Raw genomic sequence first — 18014 nt, 5'->3', positions numbered from 1 at the left:
GCACCGCCCCGTACCCGGCCTCCCCCAGCTCCTCGGTGAACTCGTTGACGTAGAGCGCGATGTGCTGGTCGGCGACGTCCGGGTCCATCTCCTGCGCATGGGCGCGGACATACGGACGGGACGCCTCCGGGTCCCGCCACGCCGCCCGGACGGAGGTCCGGGCGGCGTCGGCGAGCGCCCGCAGCGTGTCCTCGCCCAGCGCCCGCTTGGCGATGATCGCGCCCAGCGGAATGGGCAGCCCGGTGCCGGACTCCCAGTGCTCGCCCAGGTCCGCGAGGCAGTGCAGCCCGTACCGCTGGTAGGTGAAGCGCGCCTCGTGGATCACCAGCCCGGCGTCCACCTTCCCGTCCCGCACGGCGGGCATGATCTCGTGGAACGGCAGCACCACCACTTCGCCGACCCCGCCCGGCACCTCCTCCGCCGCCCACAGCCGGAAGAGCAGATACGCGGTCGACCGCTCGCTCGGCACCGCGACGCGCCTGCCGCTGAGCGACTCCGGCCCGTCGGCGCCGGGTGCGCGGGTCAGCACCAGCGGGCCGCAGCCGCGCCCGAGGGCGCCGCCGCAGGGGAGCAGCGCGTAGCCGTCGGGGGCCGCGAGCACCCAGGGGAGCACCGCGTACGACACCTTCAGCACGTCGTACTCGCCGCGCTCGGCCATGCCGTTGGTGACGTCGATGTCCGCGAAGGTCACATCGAGCGCGGGCGCGTCCGGGATCCGTCCGTGGGCCCAGGCGTCGAAGACGAAGGTGTCGTTCGGGCAGGGGGAGTAGGCGATGCTGAGGGGGCGGTCGAGAGGTCCTCGGCCCATGGCGGTACTCCTGTCTGTACGAGTGCGCGGAAGGCGTCGCCGAGAGCTGTCAGCGCCTCCGGGATGCGCCAGGCCGCGCGGTCCCGCGGGCCCACCGGGTTGGAGACGGCCCGCAGCTCCAGCACGGGGGTGCCGTGCGCGGCGGCGGCCTCCGCGACGCCGAAGCCCTCCATGGCCTCGGCGGCGGCCCGCGGATGGCGCGCCCGCAGCTCGGCGGCGCGCTCGGCGGTGCCGGTGACCGTGGACACGGTCAGCACGTCACCGGGTACGGCGCCGGTCGTCCGGGCGACGGCGCGGACGAGCTCGGGGCGCGGGACGTGGACGTCGGTGCCGAAGCCCAGCCCGGTGACGGGCACGAAGCCGTCCGGCGTCTGCGCGCCGAGGTCGGCCGCGATGATGCGCTCGGCGACGACGAGGGGAACGTCCGGGCGGAACCCGCCGCCGATCCCCGCGGAGACCACGAGGTCGTACGGGCGCCCGGCGCGGGCGAGGGCCGTGGCGGTGCTCGCGGCTGCGGCGGCGGGCCCGACACCGCCCGCGATGACGTGCGGCCCGCCGTCCGCCGCGCCGGGGAGGGCGCTCCGTACGGCACCTTGTACGGCACCGCGTACGGCGTCCCGCTCGGCGTCGACGGCGGTGACGACCAGGACGCTGTGCACCGCTATCTCACCCGGGTCCCGTCGCCGCTGCCGATCAGTCGTCGTCGTTCTTCAGCTTGATGTGCCAGACGCCCTTGAAGTCGCCGCCGTCCGCCTCGACGATGCTGATCTGCGTCGACTTCTTCGTCGTCATCTGGCCCTGCGCGCCCTGCTGCTGGAAGAACACCTCGCCGGGGAAGGAGTAGTACGTCTTCTTCATCGGGTCCGGCAGCAGCGGGCGGCCGTTGACGAAAACGAGCCAGCCCTTCTCGGCCATGTCCGGCTCGACGCCGATCCGCAGCTTGTCCCCCGAGCCGACGGAGATCGTCTTGTCCGTCTTCTCGCTGAGGCACTTGCGGGCCTCCTTCTGGGGGATGGTCTTGCCGTCCCGGTAGCAGGACGCCTCGGTGGAGATCGTGCTGCTGCCGACCGTGGCGGTGGCACGCGGGGTGGGCTTCTCGCAGGCGGAGAGAGCGAGCAGGCCGAGGGAGACGGCGCCGAGGGCGGTGGCGGTGCGCAGGGTCCGCGTCCGCCGCGACTGTGGATGCAGCATAGGGGCAGGCTATCCGGCGGCCGGGGTCAGGCGACGCGGGGGTGCGGCGTGCCGCGGCGGGCCGAGGCGAGCAGCCCGCGTACGGCCGCGAGCACGCCCGCGGTCACCACGCCCGCCGCCACCGCCATCCCCAGCCGGCCGATCAGCGGCAGCCCGATCCCGATCGCGCCGCCCGCCACCCACGACATCTGCATCAGCGTCTCGGAGCGCGCGAACGCCGAGGTGCGGAACTGCTCCGGCATGTCGCGCTGGATGAGCGCGTCCAGCGAGAGCTTGCCGAGGGCCTGCACGATCCCGGCGGTCGCCGCGACGGCCAGCACCGTCACGGTGCCGTAGAGCGTGGCGGCGGTGACCGTCGCGCCCAGGGCGCAGAACAGCACACAGGTGATGATCAGCTCCGGGGCGCGGGCCCGCAGCCCGGCCCCGATCGCGGTGCCCAGCGCGTTGCCCGTGCCGGCGGCGACCCCGGCCATGCCCAGGGAGAGCGCCGCCGTCAGCCCGTCGAGCGGGTGCTCGCGCAGCAGGAACGCGAGGAAGAAGGTGAGGAAGCCGGACTGGGCGCGGAGCGCGGAGTTGGCGAACAGGGCGCTGAGGACGGAGGTGCCGACCGTACGCAGCCCGGGGCGGGCCTCCCGGTCCCGCCCGCCGTTCCCGTTTCCGTTCCGCTTGCCGAGCCTCCTGCTGCCGTTCCCCCTGCCGCCGTTCCCCCTGCCGCCGTTCCTCTTGCGGAAGCCGTTGCCGTTGCCGTCCCCGTTCCGGCCGCGTCCGTACGGGTGAACCAGCCGGTGTGGGCCGTGCGCCGCCGGGTCCGCGAGATGGGCGGTGCGCTCGCCCTTCGCCGAGTCCACCTTGTGGTCCAGCGCGAAGCAGAGGAAGGTGCCGACGATGAAGATCGTGAAGGCCCCGTACAGCGGCCACTGCGGGCCGATCGCATGCAGCCCGGCGCCCGCCGGCGCCGCCGCTCCGGTCGCCAGCAGCCCGGCGAGGGTCACCCGCGAGTTGGCCCGCACCAGGGAGATCCGGGGTGGCAGCAGCCGCGGTACGACGGCCGACCGCACCACGCCGTACGCCTTCGAGGACACCAGCACGCCCAGCGCCGCCGGATACAGCTCCAGCCCGCCCGTGGCCACCGCGCCCGCCATGGTCAGCGCGAGCAGCGCGCGGGCCAGCATCGCCCCCGCCATCGCGGCCCGCCGCCCGTGCGGGATCCGGTCCAGCAGCGGGCCGATCACGGGGGCGAGCAGCGCGAACGGCGCCATCGTCACCAGCAGGTAGAGCGCGACCCGGCCGCGCGCCTCGCCGGTCGGGACGGAGAAGAAGATGGTGGAGGCGAGCGCGACGGTGATGAGCATGTCGCCCGCCGAGTTGACGGCGTGCAGTTCGATCAGCCGGCCGAGTCCGGACTCGCCCGCGCCCTGCGCGTGGGTGGCGCGCCGGATCCGCCGCACCAGCGCGGCAGGTGAGCCTCGCACCGCGCGTGCGACACGGCTCAGCTTCCCGGGCATGTCGGCAGCCACGGACTTCAGTGTGCCGCAGAACCGGGCCCCCGCGGGGCCACTGCCGCCGTCCGGCGGGGCGCGGGGGAAGGGTTCGCGGTGCGTGCGGACCGGCTGCGGATTCCAACCCGGAGCCCGTGGGGTAGCGTGGGTGGGCGGTGCGCTCCGCACGGCTTCTTCAGCGCGGCTGCGGACGTCGCAGCGGCCCTCGGGTCCCGCTCCGTCCGCTCTGCCACGCGCCACGCCCTGTGGCCGTACGGGCAGCGCACGCCGACAACGGCGCGACGGCGTAGGAGAGACGATTCTTGTGAGTGCTGTTCTTGTGAGTGCCGCGTGAGTGCCGCGACGCGGGACGCTGCGCAGAGCGCGGCTACGGCCCGCGGCCGGAGCAGGCGCGCCCCCGACCGGCTGTGCGCCGAAGCCGTCGACCTCGCGCGGGAGGCGCTGTGCGAGGTCACGGGGGCCGAGCCGGTGGGCGAGTGGATCGAGGCCGTCGCCGATCCGGCCGCCGAGCGCGTGGTCACCCACTTCTTCGAGAGCCGTGAGCCCGGCTACCGCGGGTGGCGCTGGGCCGTGACCGTCGCCCGCGCGTCCCGGGCCAAGCACGTCACGGTGGACGAGTCGGTGCTGCTGCCGGGGCCCGAGGCGCTGCTCGCCCCGGAGTGGGTCCCCTGGAGCGAACGGCTGCGCCCCGGCGACCTCGGCCCCGGCGACCTGCTGCCGACGGACGCGGAGGACCTGCGGCTGGAGCCCGGCATCGCACCGGAGGCGGAGCTCTCGGACGCCGCCGGTGCCGATGCCGATGCCGGTACCGCCGCCGCCGACGCCGATGCTGCCGAGGAGGTGGCTTCGCCGCCGTCGCGGGGCGCCATCGCCGCCGTCGCGGACGAGATCGGCATCGGCCGGACCCGGGTGCTGTCCCGCTACGGGCTGCACGCGGCGGCCGACCGCTGGGAGGAGGCGCACGGCCCGAAGACCGCCATGGCCCAGTCCGCGCCCGCGAACTGCGTGAGCTGCGGCTTCCTGGTGCCGCTGGAGGGGTCGCTGCGGCAGGCGTTCGGCATCTGCGCGAACGAGTACAGCCCGGCGGACGGGCAGGTGGTGTCGCTCGCGTACGGCTGCGGGGGGCACTCCGAGGCCGCGGTCATGCCGAGGCCGCCGCAGCCCGCTCCGCCGGTGGTCGACGAGACCCGGGCCGACCCGTTCTCCCTTGGCGGGCCCACGACGACGGAGACGCAGCCGGGAGAGACCGGCTAGCCTGACCGGCTCCTGAGGACGGGCTGCCCCTCGCTGCGCGTCGCAGGGTGCGGGTTCGTCGTAGTCGCTCGCGCAGTTCCCCGCGCCCCTCCGGGGCGCACCTTTCGTGCCCCGTCAGGGACGCGGGGGCCCTGGACAAGAGAGGACGCTGTGACGGACACATTCGGGACCGCGCACCTTCGCGAGGCCGTACTGGACGGCTGGGCCGCCTCCGCCGCCCGGTTCCGGGAGGACGCCAACGCCGAGCAGGACCTCGCCCTCGGCGGCTACCGGGACCGCCTCGTCGTCGAGCTGGCCCAGAACGCCTCCGACGCCGCGGCCCGCGCCGCCGTCCCCGGACGGCTCCGGCTCACCCTCACCCCCGAGGCGCTGACCGCCGTCAACACCGGCCGGCCGCTGGACGCCGCGGGCGTCGAGTCCCTGGCGACCCTCCGCGCCTCCGCCAAGCGAGCCGACGCCGAACCGGCCGGCCAGCACGCGGTCGGCCGGTTCGGTGTCGGCTTCTCCGCCGTCCTCGCCGTGACGGACGAGCCGCTGGTCGTCAGCCGGGCCACCGGCGGTGTCCGCTGGTCCCTGGACGAGGCCCGCGCGCTCACCCGGGACACCGCCGCGCGCCACCCGGCCCTCGCCGAGGAACTCGCCCGCCGCGAGGAGCACGTGCCCCTGCTCCGCCTCCCCTTCCCCTTCCCCGTCCCCGGGGACGGGGAAGGGAGCGCCGTCCCCGAGCCGTACGACACCCTCGTACGGCTCCCGTTCCGCGACGGTACAGCGCGCGCGCTCGCCCGCCGCCTGCTGGACGCCGTCGACGACGCGCTGCTGCTCGCGCTGCCCGGCCTCACCGAGGTCGCCGTCGAGACCCCGGACGGCACCCGCACCCTCACCCGGCACCCGGACGGCCCGTACGTCCGGATCGCGGACACGCACCGCGCAGCGGACACCCGCTGGCGCACCGCGTCCGATCGCGGCATCGCCGAGCCCGCGCTGCTCGCCGACCGGCCCGTGGAGGAGCGGGCGCGGCCCGAGTGGTCGGTGACCTGGGCGGTGCCCGTGGACGCGTCGGGCGCGCCGGTCAAGCCGGACACGGCGGCCGTGCTGCACGCGCCGACCCCCACCGACGAACCGCTCGGCCTCCCCGCGTTGCTGCTCGCGACGTTCCCGCTGGAGCCCACCCGGCGGCATGTCGCGCCCGGCCCGCTCAGCCGCTTCCTGCTGGACCGCGCCGCCGATACGTACGCCGCGCTGCTGCGCGACTGGCACCCCGTCGCGCCCGGCACCGTCGATCTGGTGCCCGGTCCGCTGGGCCTGGGCGAGCTGGACGGGGAGCTGCGCGCCCGGGTGCTGGAGCGGCTGCCGGACGTGCCGTTCCTCGCGAGCGCCGCACGGGCCGCCGAGGCCGCCGGGGACGCCGGGGACGGCGAGCCGCTCGCGCTGCGCCCGCGCGACGCGGAGCTCCTGGAGGGCGCGGGCGCCGGCACGGTGGCCGTACTCGCCGAGCTGTTCGGGCATCTGCTGCCCGCCGGGCTGGAGCGCCGCGCCGAGCTGCGCACGCTGGAGGTCGCCCGCGTCCCGCTGGGCGAGGCCATCGACCGCCTCGCCGGGGTGGAGCGCCCGCCGCGCTGGTGGCGGCGGCTGTACGACGCGCTGGCCGGGACCGACCCGGACCGGCTGACGGGCCTCCCGGTGCCGCTGGCGGACGGCTCCCGCACGGCGATCGGCCCCCGCCACGTCCTGCTGCCGCAGCCGGGCGACGGCGGGGTGCCGCCCGAGCGGCTGGCCGGGCTCGGGCTGAAGGTCGCGCACACGGACGCCGCGCACCCGCTGCTGGAGAAGCTGGGCGCCACCCCGGCGACCCCGCGCGCCGTGCTCACCACGCCCCAGGTGCGCGCGGCGGTGGCCGCGTCCCTCGACCACGAGCCGCCGCTGTACGACCTGGACGACGAGGGCGGCGCCGCGCCGGACCCGGAGGAGCTGGCGGAGACGGTGCTCGCCCTGGTCCGGGACGCCGGCCTGGCGCCGGGCGACGAGCCGTGGCTGGGCGCCCTCGCGCTGCCCGACGAGGACGGCGAGCCCGCGCCCGCCGCCGAACTCGTCTACCCGGGCAGCCCGTTCGCCGGCGTCCTGCGCGCGGGCGAGCTGCCCGCCTGCGACCCTGAGCTGGCCGAGCGCTGGGGCGAGCAGCCGCTGACCGCCGTCGGCGTGCAGGCCGCTTTCGCGCTCGTCCGCGCCACGGACGTGGTGCTCGACCCCGACGAGCTGGAGCCGCGCGAGAGCGATTTCCCCGAGCCGGACGACGCCGGGCTGCTGGACGCGGTGGATGTGTGGTGCGAGGACGTCCTGGACCAGCTGGAGCAGTCCGGGGACGGTCCGGGCGCCGTGCCGCCCGTCGCCACCGAGCTGGTGGCCGTCCGCGACCTGGACCTGGTCGACGACGACCGCTGGCCCCAGGCGCTGGCCATGCTCGCCCAGCCGCCGCTGCGGGACGCGCTGACCGCACCGGTCCGGATCCGTACGGCGGACGGCGCCATCGCCTCCGTCCGCCCCTACACGGCCTGGTGGCTGCGCGGCCACCCGGTGCTGGACGGCCGCCGCCCGGCGGGGCTGCGCGCCGCCGGGGGCGATCCGCTGCTGGCCGGGCTGTACGAGGAGGCCGACGCGGGCGGCGTACGGGACGCGGAGGTGCTGCGCGCGCTCGGCGTGCGCACCTCGGCCGCCGCGCTGCTGGACGAGCCGGGCGGAGCGGCGGAGCTGCTGGCCCGGCTGGCGGACCCCGCGGCGACCGTCGCCCCGGCGCAGCTGCACGCCCTGTACTCGCTGCTGGCCGGCGCGGGCCTGGACCCGGCCGAGGTCACCCTCCCCGACGAGCTGCGCGCGGTGCGCGAGGGGGGCGGCACCCTGGTGGCCGAAGCGCGCGGGACGCTGGTCGCGGACGCGCCGGACCTGCTGCCCCTGGCGGCCGGGGCCGCGCTGCTCCCGGTGCGCCCCCGGCTGGCGGGCGAGCTGGCGGCGCTGCTGGAGGTGCGGCGGCTGAGCGAGGCGGTGCCGGGCGAGGTCGCCGGGCCGGGCACGGAGCACGCCGTCCCGGACGCCGTCCGCGCCCTGCTGCCGGGCGTGCCCGCGACCTACCGCGAGCACGACGAACTGCTCGTCGACGGCCGGGAGCTGGACTGGCGCCTCGCCCCGGACGGCACGCTGCACGCCGCGACCCTGGAGGGGGTCGCGGCGGGTCTGGCGTGGGCGGCGGGCGCGTGGTCCCGCCGCTTCGAGGCGGCGGCCCTCCTGGAGGACCCCACCCGCACCGCGGAACTGTCAACGGCCCGCTGGTTCGACTGACGGGCGGGGGCAGCCCCGGCCGGTGCGTTGCAGTCCGCAGCATTCGTCAGCAATCGTCGTGGTTGCTCGCGCAGTTCCCCGCGCCCCTTCGGGGCGCGGGGAACTGCGCGAGCAAGCCACCATGAAGCCGCAGCCTGCACGGCACCGGCCGGGGCAGCCCCTGCTCAGCACGATCCGCCGGACACGGCCTAGTCGGGGAACTTGCGGGCCACCCACTTCGAGCGCCAGGCCAACTCCAGCAGAGCGGAGGCCACCACCGCGATCCCGACCGCCCCCCAGGGCATCGTCGTCCCCACCAGCTTCAGCTTGAAGAACTCCTGTAGCCACGGCGTCACCAGGACCACCATGAACCCCGCCGCCATCGTCAGCACCAGTCCGATGCGCCACCAGGTGTAGGGCCGGGCGACGATCGCGAGCACCCACATGGCGATCAGGAAGAGGGTGAGCGTCGCCGCGCTCGTCTCGGCGTCCAGCGAGCCGGGGCCGGTGTAGTGGTGCCGGGCCAGCAGGTACGAGCAGAACGTGGCGGTGCCCGCGATGAGGCCGGACGGCACGGCGTACCGCATCACGCGCCGGACGAAGTGCGGCTTGGCCCGCTCCCGGTTGGGCGCCAGGGCGAGGAAGAACGCCGGGATGCCGATCGTCAGGCCCGACAGCAGCGTCAGATGCCGGGGCAGGAACGGGTACGGGATCTGCCAGCAGATCACCAGGAGCGCCAGCAGCACCGAGTAGACGGTCTTGGTCAGGAAGAGGTTGGCGACGCGCTCGATGTTGCCGATGACCCGGCGGCCCTCGCCGACGACCGAAGGCAGCGTCGAGAAGCTGTTGTTGAGCAGCACGATCTGCGCGACGGCCTTGGTGGCGTCGGAGCCGGAGCCCATGGAGACGCCGATGTCGGCGTCCTTGAGGGCGAGGACGTCGTTGACGCCGTCGCCGGTCATGGCGACGTTGTGGCCGCGCGCCTGGAGCGCGCCGACCATCTCCCGCTTCTGCTGCGGGGTGACGCGGCCGAAGACCGTGCCCTCCTCCACCTTGCGCCCCACCTCGTCGGGGTCGTCGTCGGTGAGGCGGCGCGCGTCGACGGGGGACTCGGCGCCCGGCAGGCCCAGCTTGCCGGCGACGGCGCCGACGGAGACCGCGTTGTCGCCGGAGATCACCTTGGTCTGGACGTTCTGCTCGGCGAAGTACTCCAGGGTGGCGGAGGCGTCGGGGCGCAGCCGCTGTTCGAGGACGACCAGCGCGGTCGGCGTCGCGCCCTCGGCGGCGCGCGGTGCGTCCAGCGGGTGCGCGGCCTGGGCCAGCAGCAGCACCCGCAGGCCCTCGCGGTCCAGCCGGTCGACGTCCTGCAGCGTCCGGTCGCCCGTGGGGAGCAGCACGTCGGGGGCGCCCAGCAGCCAGGTGCCGGTGGTGCCGTCCGGTTCGGTGAAGGCGGCGCCGCTGTACTTGCGGGCCGAGGAGAAGGGGAGCGTGCCGGTGACCTCCCAGCCCGGCTCGCCGGCCGGCTGCGGATAGGCGTCGACGATGGCCTGGAGGCTGGCGTTGGGATGCCGCTCGCTCGTGCCGAAGGCGGTCAGGACGCGGCCCACGTACGCCTCGTCGGCCCCGCCCAGCGGCCGTACCTCCCGTACGTCCATGCCGCCCTCGGTGAGGGTGCCGGTCTTGTCGAGGCAGACGACGTCCACCCGGGCCAGGCCCTCGATGGCGGGCAGCTCCTGGACGAGGCACTGCTTGCGGCCCAGCCGGATGACGCCGATCGCGAAGGCGACGGAGGTCAGCAGCACCAGGCCCTCGGGGACCATGGGCACGATCCCGGCGACCATCCGGCGGATGGCCTCGCTGGGGTCGTGGTTCTCGACGACGAGCTGGCTGACGATCAGCCCGGCGGCGGCCGGGACCAGCATCCAGGTGATGTACTTGAGGATCTGGCTGATCCCGCTGCGCAGCTCGGAGTGGACGAGGGTGAAGCGGGACGCCTCCTCGGCGAGCTGTGCGGCGTACGCCTCGCGCCCGACCTTGGTCGCGGTGAACGCACCGCTGCCCGCGACCACGAAGCTGCCGGACATGATCTTGTCCCCCGGCTGTTTGACGACGGGATCGGCCTCGCCGGTGAGCAGGGACTCGTCGACCTCCAGGCTGTCCGCCTCGATGACCTCGCCGTCCACCACGCACTTCTCACCCGGGCTCAGCTCGACGAGGTCGCCGAGCACGATCTCGCCGGTGGGGAGCTGTGCCGAGCGGCCGTCCCGGCGCACCGTGGGCCGCGCCTCGCCGATCACCGCGAGGTTGTCGAGGGTCTTCTTGGCGCGCAGCTCCTGGATGATGCCGATGCCGGTGTTGGCGATGATCACAAACCCGAACAGCCCGTCCTGGATCGGGCCGACGACCAGGATGATCAGGAAGAGGATCCCGACGATGGCGTTGAAGCGGGTGAAGACGTTCGTCCGGACGATGTCGGCGGTGGAGCGGCTGCTGCGGACGGGGACGTCGTTGACCTCCCCGCGCGCCGTCCGCTCGGCGACTTCCGCGCCGGTGAGCCCGCTCGCTCGGGAGTCGGCGGCCGTGGTGGTCAGGGCCCCGCCGGGCGGGCCCACATCGGAGGGGGCCACGTCGGACGAGGCCCCCTCGGCGGGAATGCGGTGCGTCATTCTTTGACCGTACTGTGACCACCGGGCTTTCCGGCACACAGGGCCGGAGATCGGCCACGGCGCTCCGGAGGGCCAGGGCCCTAGCTGCCGCTGTCCCGATGGGCCCGGATGGCCGCGTCCCGCTTCCGTACGTACCAGATGCCGATCCCGCCCAGCCCGGCGCCGGCCGCGCAGGTCCACAGCCACCACAGGTGCCCGTGGTCGTCGAACCACCCGTAGAACGGGAGCTGGACCAGGAAGAGGGCCAGCCAGATCAGCGTCCCCACCACGACCGTGGCGACGACATTGCCCTCCAACGGCTCGGGCGCCTCGCGCTCGCCGTCCGTCCACTTGTTCAGCAGGCCCATGGACACAGCCTAGTGCCGTGGCCGGAAAGGTTCACCGCCTCGCGCCGCCCGGCACGGCGCCTCGCGGCGTTGCCGGATCACGCGAGTACGCCCAGTACGAGCCGCGATCCGGCGCCTTGCGAGGCACCGCACCGGACGACGCGAGACGGCAAACCTTTCCGGCCACGGCACTGGCGATCCGGAGTTGGCGATCACTCGGCTTGTTCGTTCATACTGAACCTACTTGGATGTGACTGGTTTTTTTCGTCAGATGCTCCAAGTCGATCCCGCCGCTTCATCTGCACCCCCACCGAGGTCACGCATGTCCGCTTCGACCCCGCAGGTCGATCCCGAGTCCGGGAAGTCGCACTGGTACTCCTCCTCGGGGCCGTCCGGGCCCCGTTCCGCGCTGGACCGGTTCTTCCAGATCTCGGAGCGCGGCTCGTCCGTCACCCGGGAGATCCGCGGCGGTCTCGCCACGTTCTTTGCGATGGCGTACATCATCGTGCTGAACCCGATCATCCTCGGGGCCGGCACCGACAAGTTCGGCAACCAGCTGGAAGGCGGCCAGCTGGTGACGGCGACCGCGCTGATGGCGGGGCTCACCACCGTGCTGATGGGGGTGATCGGCAATGTGCCGATCGCGCTCGCCGCCGGGCTCGGGATCAACGCGGTGGTCTCGCTCCAGCTCGCCCCCAAGATGAGCTGGCCGGACGCGATGGGCATGGTGGTGCTCGCCGGCATCGTGCTGATGGTGCTGGTCGCCTCCGGGCTCCGGCAGCGCGTGATGGACGCGATCCCGAACGGGCTGCGGCGCGCCATCGCGATCGGTATCGGGCTCTTCATCAGCCTGATCGGGCTGGTCGACGCGGGCTTCGTGACCCGCAACCCGGACTCGGCCAACACCACCGTGCCGCTCGGCCTCGGCCAGGGCGGTCAGCTGCAGGGCTGGCCGGTGCTGATCTTCGTGCTCGGGCTGGTCCTGATGTTCATCCTGACGGTGCGCCGGTTCCAGGGCGCCATCCTGCTGGGCATCGCCGTGATGACGTTCGTCGCGATCCTGCTCAACACCATGGTGACCGTGCCCGACGAGGCGTGGGGGCTGGCCGTCCCGAAGGTGCCCGACTCGCTCGTCGGCACCCCGGACTTCGGGCTGATCGGCGACGTCAGCCTGTTCGGCGGCTTCCACGAGGTCGGCTGGCTGACCGGCTGCCTGTTCGTGTTCACCGTGCTGCTGTCCGGCTTCTTCGACGCGATGGGCACCATCATCGGCGTCGGCGAGGAGTCCGGGCTGACGAACGAGCAGGGCCAGCTGCCGCGGATGGGCCGGCTGCTCTTCGTCGACGGCATCGGCGTCGCGGGCGGCGGGTTCGGCTCCTGCTCGGCCAACACCTGCTTCGTCGAGTCCACGGCGGGCGTCGGCGAGGGGGCCAGGACGGGACTGGCCAACCTGGTGACCGGCGGCCTCTTCCTGTGCGCGCTGGTCTTCACCCCGCTGGCCACGGTGGTGCCCTCGCAGGCCGCGACGCCCGCGCTGGTCGTCGTCGGCTTCCTGATCATGTCGTCCAACATCCGCGGCATCGAGTGGGACGACCCGACCATCGCCGTGCCGGCCTTCCTGACGATGGTGTCCATGCCGTTCACCTACAGCATCACCAACGGCATCGGGCTGGGTGTGATCGCCTTCATCGTGCTGCGCACCGCCGCGGGGCGGTGGCGCGAGGTGCCGTGGCTGCTGAACGCCGTCGGCCTGTGCTTCCTCGTCTACTTCTTCCTGGATCCGATCGAGCAGCTCCTCGGGGTGAAGTGAGCGGGCGGGGCGTCACACGGAGTGGCCGTAGAAGCGCTCGGTCTCGTCCACGGCCGTCTTGAAGCGTTCGTCGAAGTCGTCGCGGACGAGCGTTCGGATCACATAGTCCTGGACGCTCATGCCGCGTTTCGCGGCGTGCGCGCCGAGGCGCTCCAGCAGCGCGCCGTCTATCCGCAGGCTGAGCACCTTGGAGCCGGCTGAGTCAGGGGTGAGCGCGGTCATACGCACCACCGTGCGCGGTGAACCCCCGAAGATGTTGTCTGAATGTGTGCCTTCTCACTCGTACGTGTGAGGGGATGTGCGGCAAACCCGTAGTCTTTAGACGTAGTAATGAGTTACGCTAACTACCATGCCGGAACAGCCCCCGAGCGCCGCCGAGGACACCGCCGCCGTCAACGCGCTCCGCTCCGCGGTCATGCGCCTCTCCCGGCGGCTCAAGCACCAGCGGGTCGACGAGTCGCTGAGCTCCACGGAGATGTCCGTGCTCGGCACCCTCGCCCGCTGCGGCTCCGCCACCCCGAGCGAGCTGGCCCGCAAGGAGCATGTGCAGCCGCCCTCGATGACCCGGATCGTGGCCATGCTGGAGGCCAAGGGGCTGGTCCGGCTCGATGCGCACCCCGAGGACCGCCGCCAGAAGGTGGTCACCCAGACCGAGCAGGCCGAGTCCATGCTCGCCGCGGCCCGCGAGAAGCGGAACGCGTGGCTGGCCGAGCTGGCCGCCGGGCTGGACGAGGACGAGTGGGCGACACTCCGCGCCGCCGCCCCCGTGCTGGAGAAGCTGGCGCATCGGTAGCAGCAGAACGCAACACCGCAGAGCCGAGGAGGCGAACCCCCTGTGAGTACGGGCCACGGAGCAGACTCCGCACCCGCACCCCGTCCCGACACCACTCACGACCCCGCCAACACCACCCGGGAAAACCCCGTCAAACCCTCGATGTTCAGCTCGCTGCGCATCCGGAACTACCGCCTCTTCGCGGTCGGCCAGGTCGTCTCCAACACCGGCACCTGGATGCAGCGCATCGCCCAGGACTGGCTGGTGCTCAGCCTCACCGGCTCCGCCACCGCCGTCGGCATCACCACCGCGCTCCAGTTTCTGCCGCTGCTGCTGTTCGGCCTGTACGGCGGCGTCATCGCGGACCGCTACAACAAGCGCCGGCTGCTGCTGATCACCCAGACCCTGATGGGCCTCACCGGGCTCGCCCTCGCCGCGCTGACCCTGTCCGGACACGTCCAGGTGGCGCACGTCTACGCGCTGGCCTTCGTGCTCGGCATGGCGACCGTCGTCGACAACCCGGCGCGCCAGACCTTCGTCCCCGAGATGGTCGGCCCGCACCAGATCCGCAACGCCGTCTCGCTGAACTCCGCGAACTTCCAGATGGCCCGGATCACCGGGCCCGCGCTCGCCGGCGTGCTGATCTCGGCCGTGGGCAGCGGCTGGGCGTTCCTCTTCAACGGCCTGTCCTTCCTCGCGCCGCTCGCCGCGCTGCTGCTGATGCGCACCGCGGAGCTGCTCCCCACCGAGCGGGCGCCCCGCACCAAGGGCCAGCTGCGGGAGGGCCTGCGCTATGTGCGCGGCCACCCCGAACTGCTGTGGCCCATCGTGCTCGTCGGGTTCATCGGCACCTTCGGCTTCAACTTCCCGATCTGGCTGACCGCCTTCACCGACAAGGTCTTCACGGCCGGAGCGGGCACCTACGCGCTGCTCAACTCGCTGATGGCGGTGGGCTCCGTGGCGGGCGCGCTGCTCGCCGCACGGCGCGGGCACGCCCGGATGCGGCTGATGGTGGGCGCCGCGCTGCTGTTCGGCCTGCTGGAGATCGTCGCCGTGCTCTCCCCGTCGTTCTGGGTCTTCGCCGCGCTGATGGCCCCGATCGGAGTCGTGGGCCTCACCTTCAACGTCACGGCGAACGCCAGCGTCCAGCTCGCCTCCGACCCGGTGATGCGCGGCCGGGTGATGAGCCTGTTCGTGATGGTCTTCATGGGCGGCACCCCCATCGGCGGGCCGGTCATGGGCTGGGTGACGGACACCTACGGCCCGCGGATCGGCTTCCTCGCGGGCGGCCTGATCTCGGCCGCCATCGCCGTCGTCGTCGCGCTGGTCCTGGGCCGCCTGGCGGGCCTGCGGCCGGCCCTCGACCTGCGGCGCCCCGCCCGCCCGCGGATCCGCTTCGTCGCGACAGGGCCCGAGCCCGCCCTCACCCGGAGGAGTGAAGACGGCGAGGAGCCCCGGGAGCCCCAGGAGCCCCAGGAGCTCCAGGAGTCCCGGGAGTCCCGGAAGCGAGTGGCCGAGCCGGCGTGACGGCGATCAACCTGAGCCCATGAGACTCTTCGCCGCCGTACTGCCCCCGCCCGCCGCCACCGCGGAACTCGCCCGCGCGGCCCAGGGCCTGCACGCCCTCCCCGGCGCCGAACGGCTGCGCTGGACGGAGCGCGCGGGGTGGCACCTCACCCTCGCCTTCTACGGGGAGACCGACGAGGCGGCGGACGGCGAGCTGCGCGCCCGGCTCGCACGCGCCGCGCGCCGCGCCCGGCCCTTCGCGCTCCGCCTCGCCGGAGGCGGCCGGTTCGGCGACCGCGCGCTGTGGGCCGGGCTGGGCGAGGGCAGCGAGCGCGAGCCGCTGCGCCGCCTGGCCGCCGCCTCGGCGGCGGCCGGCCGCAGGGCCGGGCTCGGCGCGGAGGACCCGTCCCGCTTCCGGGCCCACCTCACCCTCGCCCGCACCTCCCCGGCACGCCCCGTCGACCTGCGGCCCTACGCCGCCGCGCTGGACGGCTTCACGGGCGAGCCGTGGACCGTGACCGAGCTGGCCCTGGTCCGCAGCCACGCCCCCGCTCCCGGTGTGCCGGGTGCGCGCCCCCGCTACGAGACGGTGGACAGCTGGCCCCTCGGCCCGGAGCCCCGGCCCTCGTGACACCGCGGGCCCCCCGTCCGGTTACGGTGGTCGACGTGAACGCCAAGACCAGGATCCGCATCGTCACGGGCGCGCTGCTGCTGCTCTTCGTCGTGGTGCTGCTCGCCTCGGCCCTGGGCGGCCACTGACCGGGAGCGGGCCCCGCGACGGGCGGGCAGGGGCAGCCCCCGCCCGCCCGGAACTCACCAGGCGAACGCCTCCGGCGAGGGGCCGGGCCCCGGAAAGACGGTGTCCAGCGCGTCCAGCACCTCCTCCGAGAGGTTCAACTCGACCGCACGCAGCGCCGAGTCGAGCTGCTCCCGGGTGCGCGGGCCGACGATGGGGCCCGTGACGCCGGGCCGGGTGAGCAGCCAGGCGAGGGCCAGCGCGCCGGGGGCCAGCTCGTGCTTGTCGGCCAGCGCCTCGTACGCCGCGATCTGCTCCCGCACCGACGTGTGGGCCAGCGCGTCCGCCGCGCGCCCGGACGCCGTGCGGCCGTCGGCGCCCTCCCGCGACTTGCGCAGCGCGCCGCCCAGCAGGCCGCCGTGCAGCGGGGACCAGGGGATGATCCCCAGCCCGTACGCCTGCGCGGCCGGGATGACCTCCATCTCGGCGCGCCGCTCCGCGAGGTTGTACAGGCACTGCTCGCTGACCAGCCCGAGCGAGTGGCGGCGCGCCGCCGCCTCGTTGGCCTGGGCGATGTGCCAGCCCGCGTGGTTGCTGGACCCGGCGTAGAGGACCTTGCCCTGCTGGACCAGGACGTCGATCGCCTGCCAGACCTCCTCCCACGGCGTGTTCCGGTCCACGTGGTGGAACTGGTACAGGTCGATGTGGTCGGTGCCCAGCCGGCGCAGGCTGGCGTCGACGGCCAGCCGGATGTTGAGCGCGGACAGCCGGTCGTGGTTGGGCCAGGGCGTCTCGCCGTCCGGCGCCATGTTGGCGTAGACCTTGGTGGCCAGGACGGTCTTGTCGCGGCGCCCGCCGCCCTGCGCGAACCAGCTTCCGATGATCTCCTCGGTGCGGCCCTTGTCGGCGCCCCAGCCGTAGGCGTTGGCGGTGTCGAAGAAGTTGACGCCCGCGTCCAGCGCGGCATCCATGATCGTGTGGCTGTCGGCCTCGGTGGTCTGCGGCCCGAAGTTCATCGTGCCGAGGACGAGTCGGCTGACCTTGAGTCCGGTGCGTCCGAGCTGCGTGTACTCCATACCGTCACGCTAGGGCCTGTCCGGCGGCTCTTGCATACCCTGTTGCCGTTGCTGTTGCCGTTGCTTCTGGGCCGGGGCAGCCCGTGTCCAGCGAGATCCGCCGGAGCCGTTCCCTCAGGGCAGCGGCACCCGGACCAGCGCCCCCGCCTCCAGCGCCGCCCACACCGCCCCGTCCGGGCCGACGGCGATGCCGTGCGGCTCCGAGGACGGCGTCGGCAGCGGGAACTCCGTGATCCCGCCCTCCGGGGAGATATGGCCCAGCCGGTTGCCGCCCCACTCGGTGAACCAGCAGCCGGCGCCCGCGCCCGGGGCCGCCACGATCGCGTGCGGGCGCGCCGCGTGGTCCGGGAGCGGGAACTCCGTCACCGCCCCCTGGCCCCCCTCCCGGGGCACGAGTCGGCCGACGGCGCCCGCGCCGATCTCCGCGAACCACAGCGCCCCGTCCGTACCGCAGGTGAGGCCCACCGGCGCCGCGCCCGGCGTGGGCAGCGGGTGAACGGTGACCTCGCCCGCCGGGCTCACCCGGCCGAGGGCGTTCGCCTGGTTGAGCGTGCACCACAGCGCCCCGTCCGGGCCGACGGCGAGCGCCGAGGGGTAGGCGCCCGACATCGGCAGCGGGAACTCCGTGACCTCGCCCTCGACCGTGATCCGGGCTATCCGGTCGGTGTTCATCCCGGTGCACCACAGCGCTCCGTCCGGGCCCGCCGCGATGCCGTAGGGGCCGCTGTCGGGCGTCGGCAGCGGGAACGACTCCGCCGTGCCGCGCGTCGTGATCCGGCCGATCCGGTGGTCCTGGAACCGGGTGAACCACAGGGCGCCGTCCGGCCCCGGGGTGATGACGGTGGGGCCGCAGGTGCGCGAGTCCAGCGGGAAGACGTCCACCCGGGGGGCGTCTCCCGCGCCGGCGCCGGGCGGCGGCGGCACGACCCGGGCGATCTCGCCGCTGTGCACCAGGGTGACCCACAGCGCGCCGTCCGGCCCTGTGGTCACGCCGTACGGCCCGGCGGCAGTGCCCCCGACCGGGAACTCGCGCAGGGCGGGGGCCTGGACGGGGGAGTGCG

The 18014-nt window shown here is 74.1% G+C and carries 15 protein-coding genes; 6 read left to right on the top strand and 9 right to left on the bottom strand.

Features of this window, described 5'->3' with window-relative positions; all coding sequences use genetic code 11:
* The 4 genes from G5C65_RS12950 to G5C65_RS12935 form a co-directional block, all read right to left on the bottom strand.
* Positions 1-775, bottom strand: a 775-nt coding sequence (locus G5C65_RS12950; protein WP_338146364.1) for a 1,4-dihydroxy-6-naphtoate synthase, incomplete at its 3' end; no start/stop codon positions are given.
* The gene (locus tag G5C65_RS39175; protein WP_165298936.1) at positions 688-1467 is read right to left on the bottom strand and encodes a futalosine hydrolase; all 780 of its coding nucleotides are present in this window, start codon (positions 1465-1467) and stop codon (positions 688-690) included. The genes G5C65_RS39175 and G5C65_RS12950, both read right to left, overlap by 88 nt.
* A 34-nt stretch (positions 1468-1501) precedes the next feature.
* Positions 1502-1999: a DUF2771 domain-containing protein gene (locus tag G5C65_RS12940; protein WP_165298935.1), complete on the bottom strand. Its 498-nt coding sequence runs from the start codon at positions 1997-1999 to the stop codon at positions 1502-1504.
* Positions 2000-2025: 26 nt separating this feature from the next.
* Positions 2026-3504: an MFS transporter gene (locus G5C65_RS12935; RefSeq protein ID WP_165298940.1), complete on the bottom strand. Its 1479-nt coding sequence runs from the start codon at positions 3502-3504 to the stop codon at positions 2026-2028.
* A gap of 324 nt (positions 3505-3828) precedes the next feature.
* On the opposite strand from G5C65_RS12935, the gene G5C65_RS12930 reads away from it, so the two are divergent.
* Positions 3829-4752 (top strand): DUF3027 domain-containing protein, encoded by a 924-nt coding sequence (locus tag G5C65_RS12930; RefSeq protein WP_165298934.1) that lies wholly within the window; start codon positions 3829-3831, stop codon positions 4750-4752.
* 150 nt (positions 4753-4902) lie between these two features.
* A complete protein-coding gene (locus G5C65_RS12925) occupies positions 4903-8082 on the top strand; it encodes a sacsin N-terminal ATP-binding-like domain-containing protein (protein ID WP_165298933.1) in 3180 nt (1059 codons plus the stop codon).
* A gap of 188 nt (positions 8083-8270) precedes the next feature.
* Here the strand turns inward: G5C65_RS12925 and G5C65_RS12920 are convergent, their stop codons facing one another.
* Positions 8271-10727, bottom strand: a complete 2457-nt coding sequence (locus G5C65_RS12920; RefSeq protein WP_165298932.1) for a cation-translocating P-type ATPase — start codon at positions 10725-10727, stop codon at positions 8271-8273.
* 80 nt (positions 10728-10807) lie between these two features.
* Positions 10808-11074, bottom strand: coding sequence for a DUF2530 domain-containing protein (locus G5C65_RS12915; RefSeq protein ID WP_165298931.1), 267 nt, complete (start codon positions 11072-11074; stop codon positions 10808-10810).
* Between the two features lie 301 nt (positions 11075-11375).
* Here G5C65_RS12915 and G5C65_RS12910 point away from each other — a divergent pair, with 301 nt between their 5' ends.
* Positions 11376-12863, top strand: a complete 1488-nt coding sequence (locus G5C65_RS12910) for an NCS2 family permease (RefSeq protein WP_165298930.1) — start codon at positions 11376-11378, stop codon at positions 12861-12863.
* A gap of 12 nt (positions 12864-12875) precedes the next feature.
* On the opposite strand, the gene G5C65_RS12905 is transcribed toward G5C65_RS12910, so the two are convergent.
* The gene (locus tag G5C65_RS12905; RefSeq protein ID WP_165298929.1) at positions 12876-13085 is read right to left on the bottom strand and encodes a ribbon-helix-helix protein, CopG family; all 210 of its coding nucleotides are present in this window, start codon (positions 13083-13085) and stop codon (positions 12876-12878) included.
* Between the two features lie 127 nt (positions 13086-13212).
* On the opposite strand from G5C65_RS12905, the gene G5C65_RS12900 reads away from it, so the two are divergent.
* The 3 genes from G5C65_RS12900 to thpR are packed head-to-tail and all read left to right on the top strand — an operon-like array spanning position 13213 to position 15772.
* Positions 13213-13656, top strand: a complete 444-nt coding sequence (locus G5C65_RS12900; protein WP_165298928.1) for a MarR family winged helix-turn-helix transcriptional regulator — start codon at positions 13213-13215, stop codon at positions 13654-13656.
* A gap of 42 nt (positions 13657-13698) precedes the next feature.
* A complete protein-coding gene (locus tag G5C65_RS12895; protein ID WP_338146362.1) occupies positions 13699-15162 on the top strand; it encodes an MFS transporter in 1464 nt (487 codons plus the stop codon).
* Positions 15163-15181: 19 nt separating this feature from the next.
* Positions 15182-15772: an RNA 2',3'-cyclic phosphodiesterase gene (gene thpR / locus G5C65_RS12890; protein WP_165298927.1), complete on the top strand. Its 591-nt coding sequence runs from the start codon at positions 15182-15184 to the stop codon at positions 15770-15772.
* A 182-nt stretch (positions 15773-15954) separates the two neighbouring features.
* Here thpR and G5C65_RS12885 read toward each other — a convergent pair whose 3' ends face one another.
* Both G5C65_RS12885 and G5C65_RS12880 read right to left on the bottom strand, forming a co-directional pair.
* A complete protein-coding gene (locus tag G5C65_RS12885; RefSeq protein ID WP_165298926.1) occupies positions 15955-16953 on the bottom strand; it encodes an aldo/keto reductase in 999 nt (332 codons plus the stop codon).
* Positions 16954-17067: 114 nt separating this feature from the next.
* On the bottom strand, positions 17068-17988 hold the full coding sequence (locus G5C65_RS12880) for a Vgb family protein (protein WP_165298938.1): 921 nt from the start codon (positions 17986-17988) through the stop codon (positions 17068-17070).
* Positions 17989-18014 lie beyond the last annotated feature (26 nt).

This window comes from Streptomyces boncukensis (genome assembly GCF_011045075.1).
Lineage (GTDB): Bacteria > Actinomycetota > Actinomycetes > Streptomycetales > Streptomycetaceae > Streptomyces > Streptomyces boncukensis.
This window is presented reverse-complemented; position numbering and strand designations above follow the sequence as displayed.

Bases quoted from the DNA above. Each gene is read 5' to 3' on its own strand.
- G5C65_RS12885 (WP_165298926.1), bottom strand. From the start codon at position 16,953: ATGGAGTACACGCAGCTCGGACGCACCGGACTCAAGGTCAGCCGACTC.
- G5C65_RS12900 (WP_165298928.1), top strand. From the start codon at position 13,213: ATGCCGGAACAGCCCCCGAGCGCCGCCGAGGACACCGCCGCCGTCAAC.
- G5C65_RS12935 (WP_165298940.1), bottom strand. From the start codon at position 3,504: ATGCCCGGGAAGCTGAGCCGTGTCGCACGCGCGGTGCGAGGCTCACCT.
- G5C65_RS12915 (WP_165298931.1), bottom strand. From the start codon at position 11,074: ATGGGCCTGCTGAACAAGTGGACGGACGGCGAGCGCGAGGCGCCCGAG.
- G5C65_RS12910 (WP_165298930.1), top strand. From the start codon at position 11,376: ATGTCCGCTTCGACCCCGCAGGTCGATCCCGAGTCCGGGAAGTCGCAC.
- G5C65_RS12940 (WP_165298935.1), bottom strand. From the start codon at position 1,999: ATGCTGCATCCACAGTCGCGGCGGACGCGGACCCTGCGCACCGCCACC.
- G5C65_RS12920 (WP_165298932.1), bottom strand. From the start codon at position 10,727: ATGACGCACCGCATTCCCGCCGAGGGGGCCTCGTCCGACGTGGCCCCC.
- G5C65_RS12905 (WP_165298929.1), bottom strand. From the start codon at position 13,085: ATGACCGCGCTCACCCCTGACTCAGCCGGCTCCAAGGTGCTCAGCCTG.
- thpR (WP_165298927.1), top strand. From the start codon at position 15,182: ATGAGACTCTTCGCCGCCGTACTGCCCCCGCCCGCCGCCACCGCGGAA.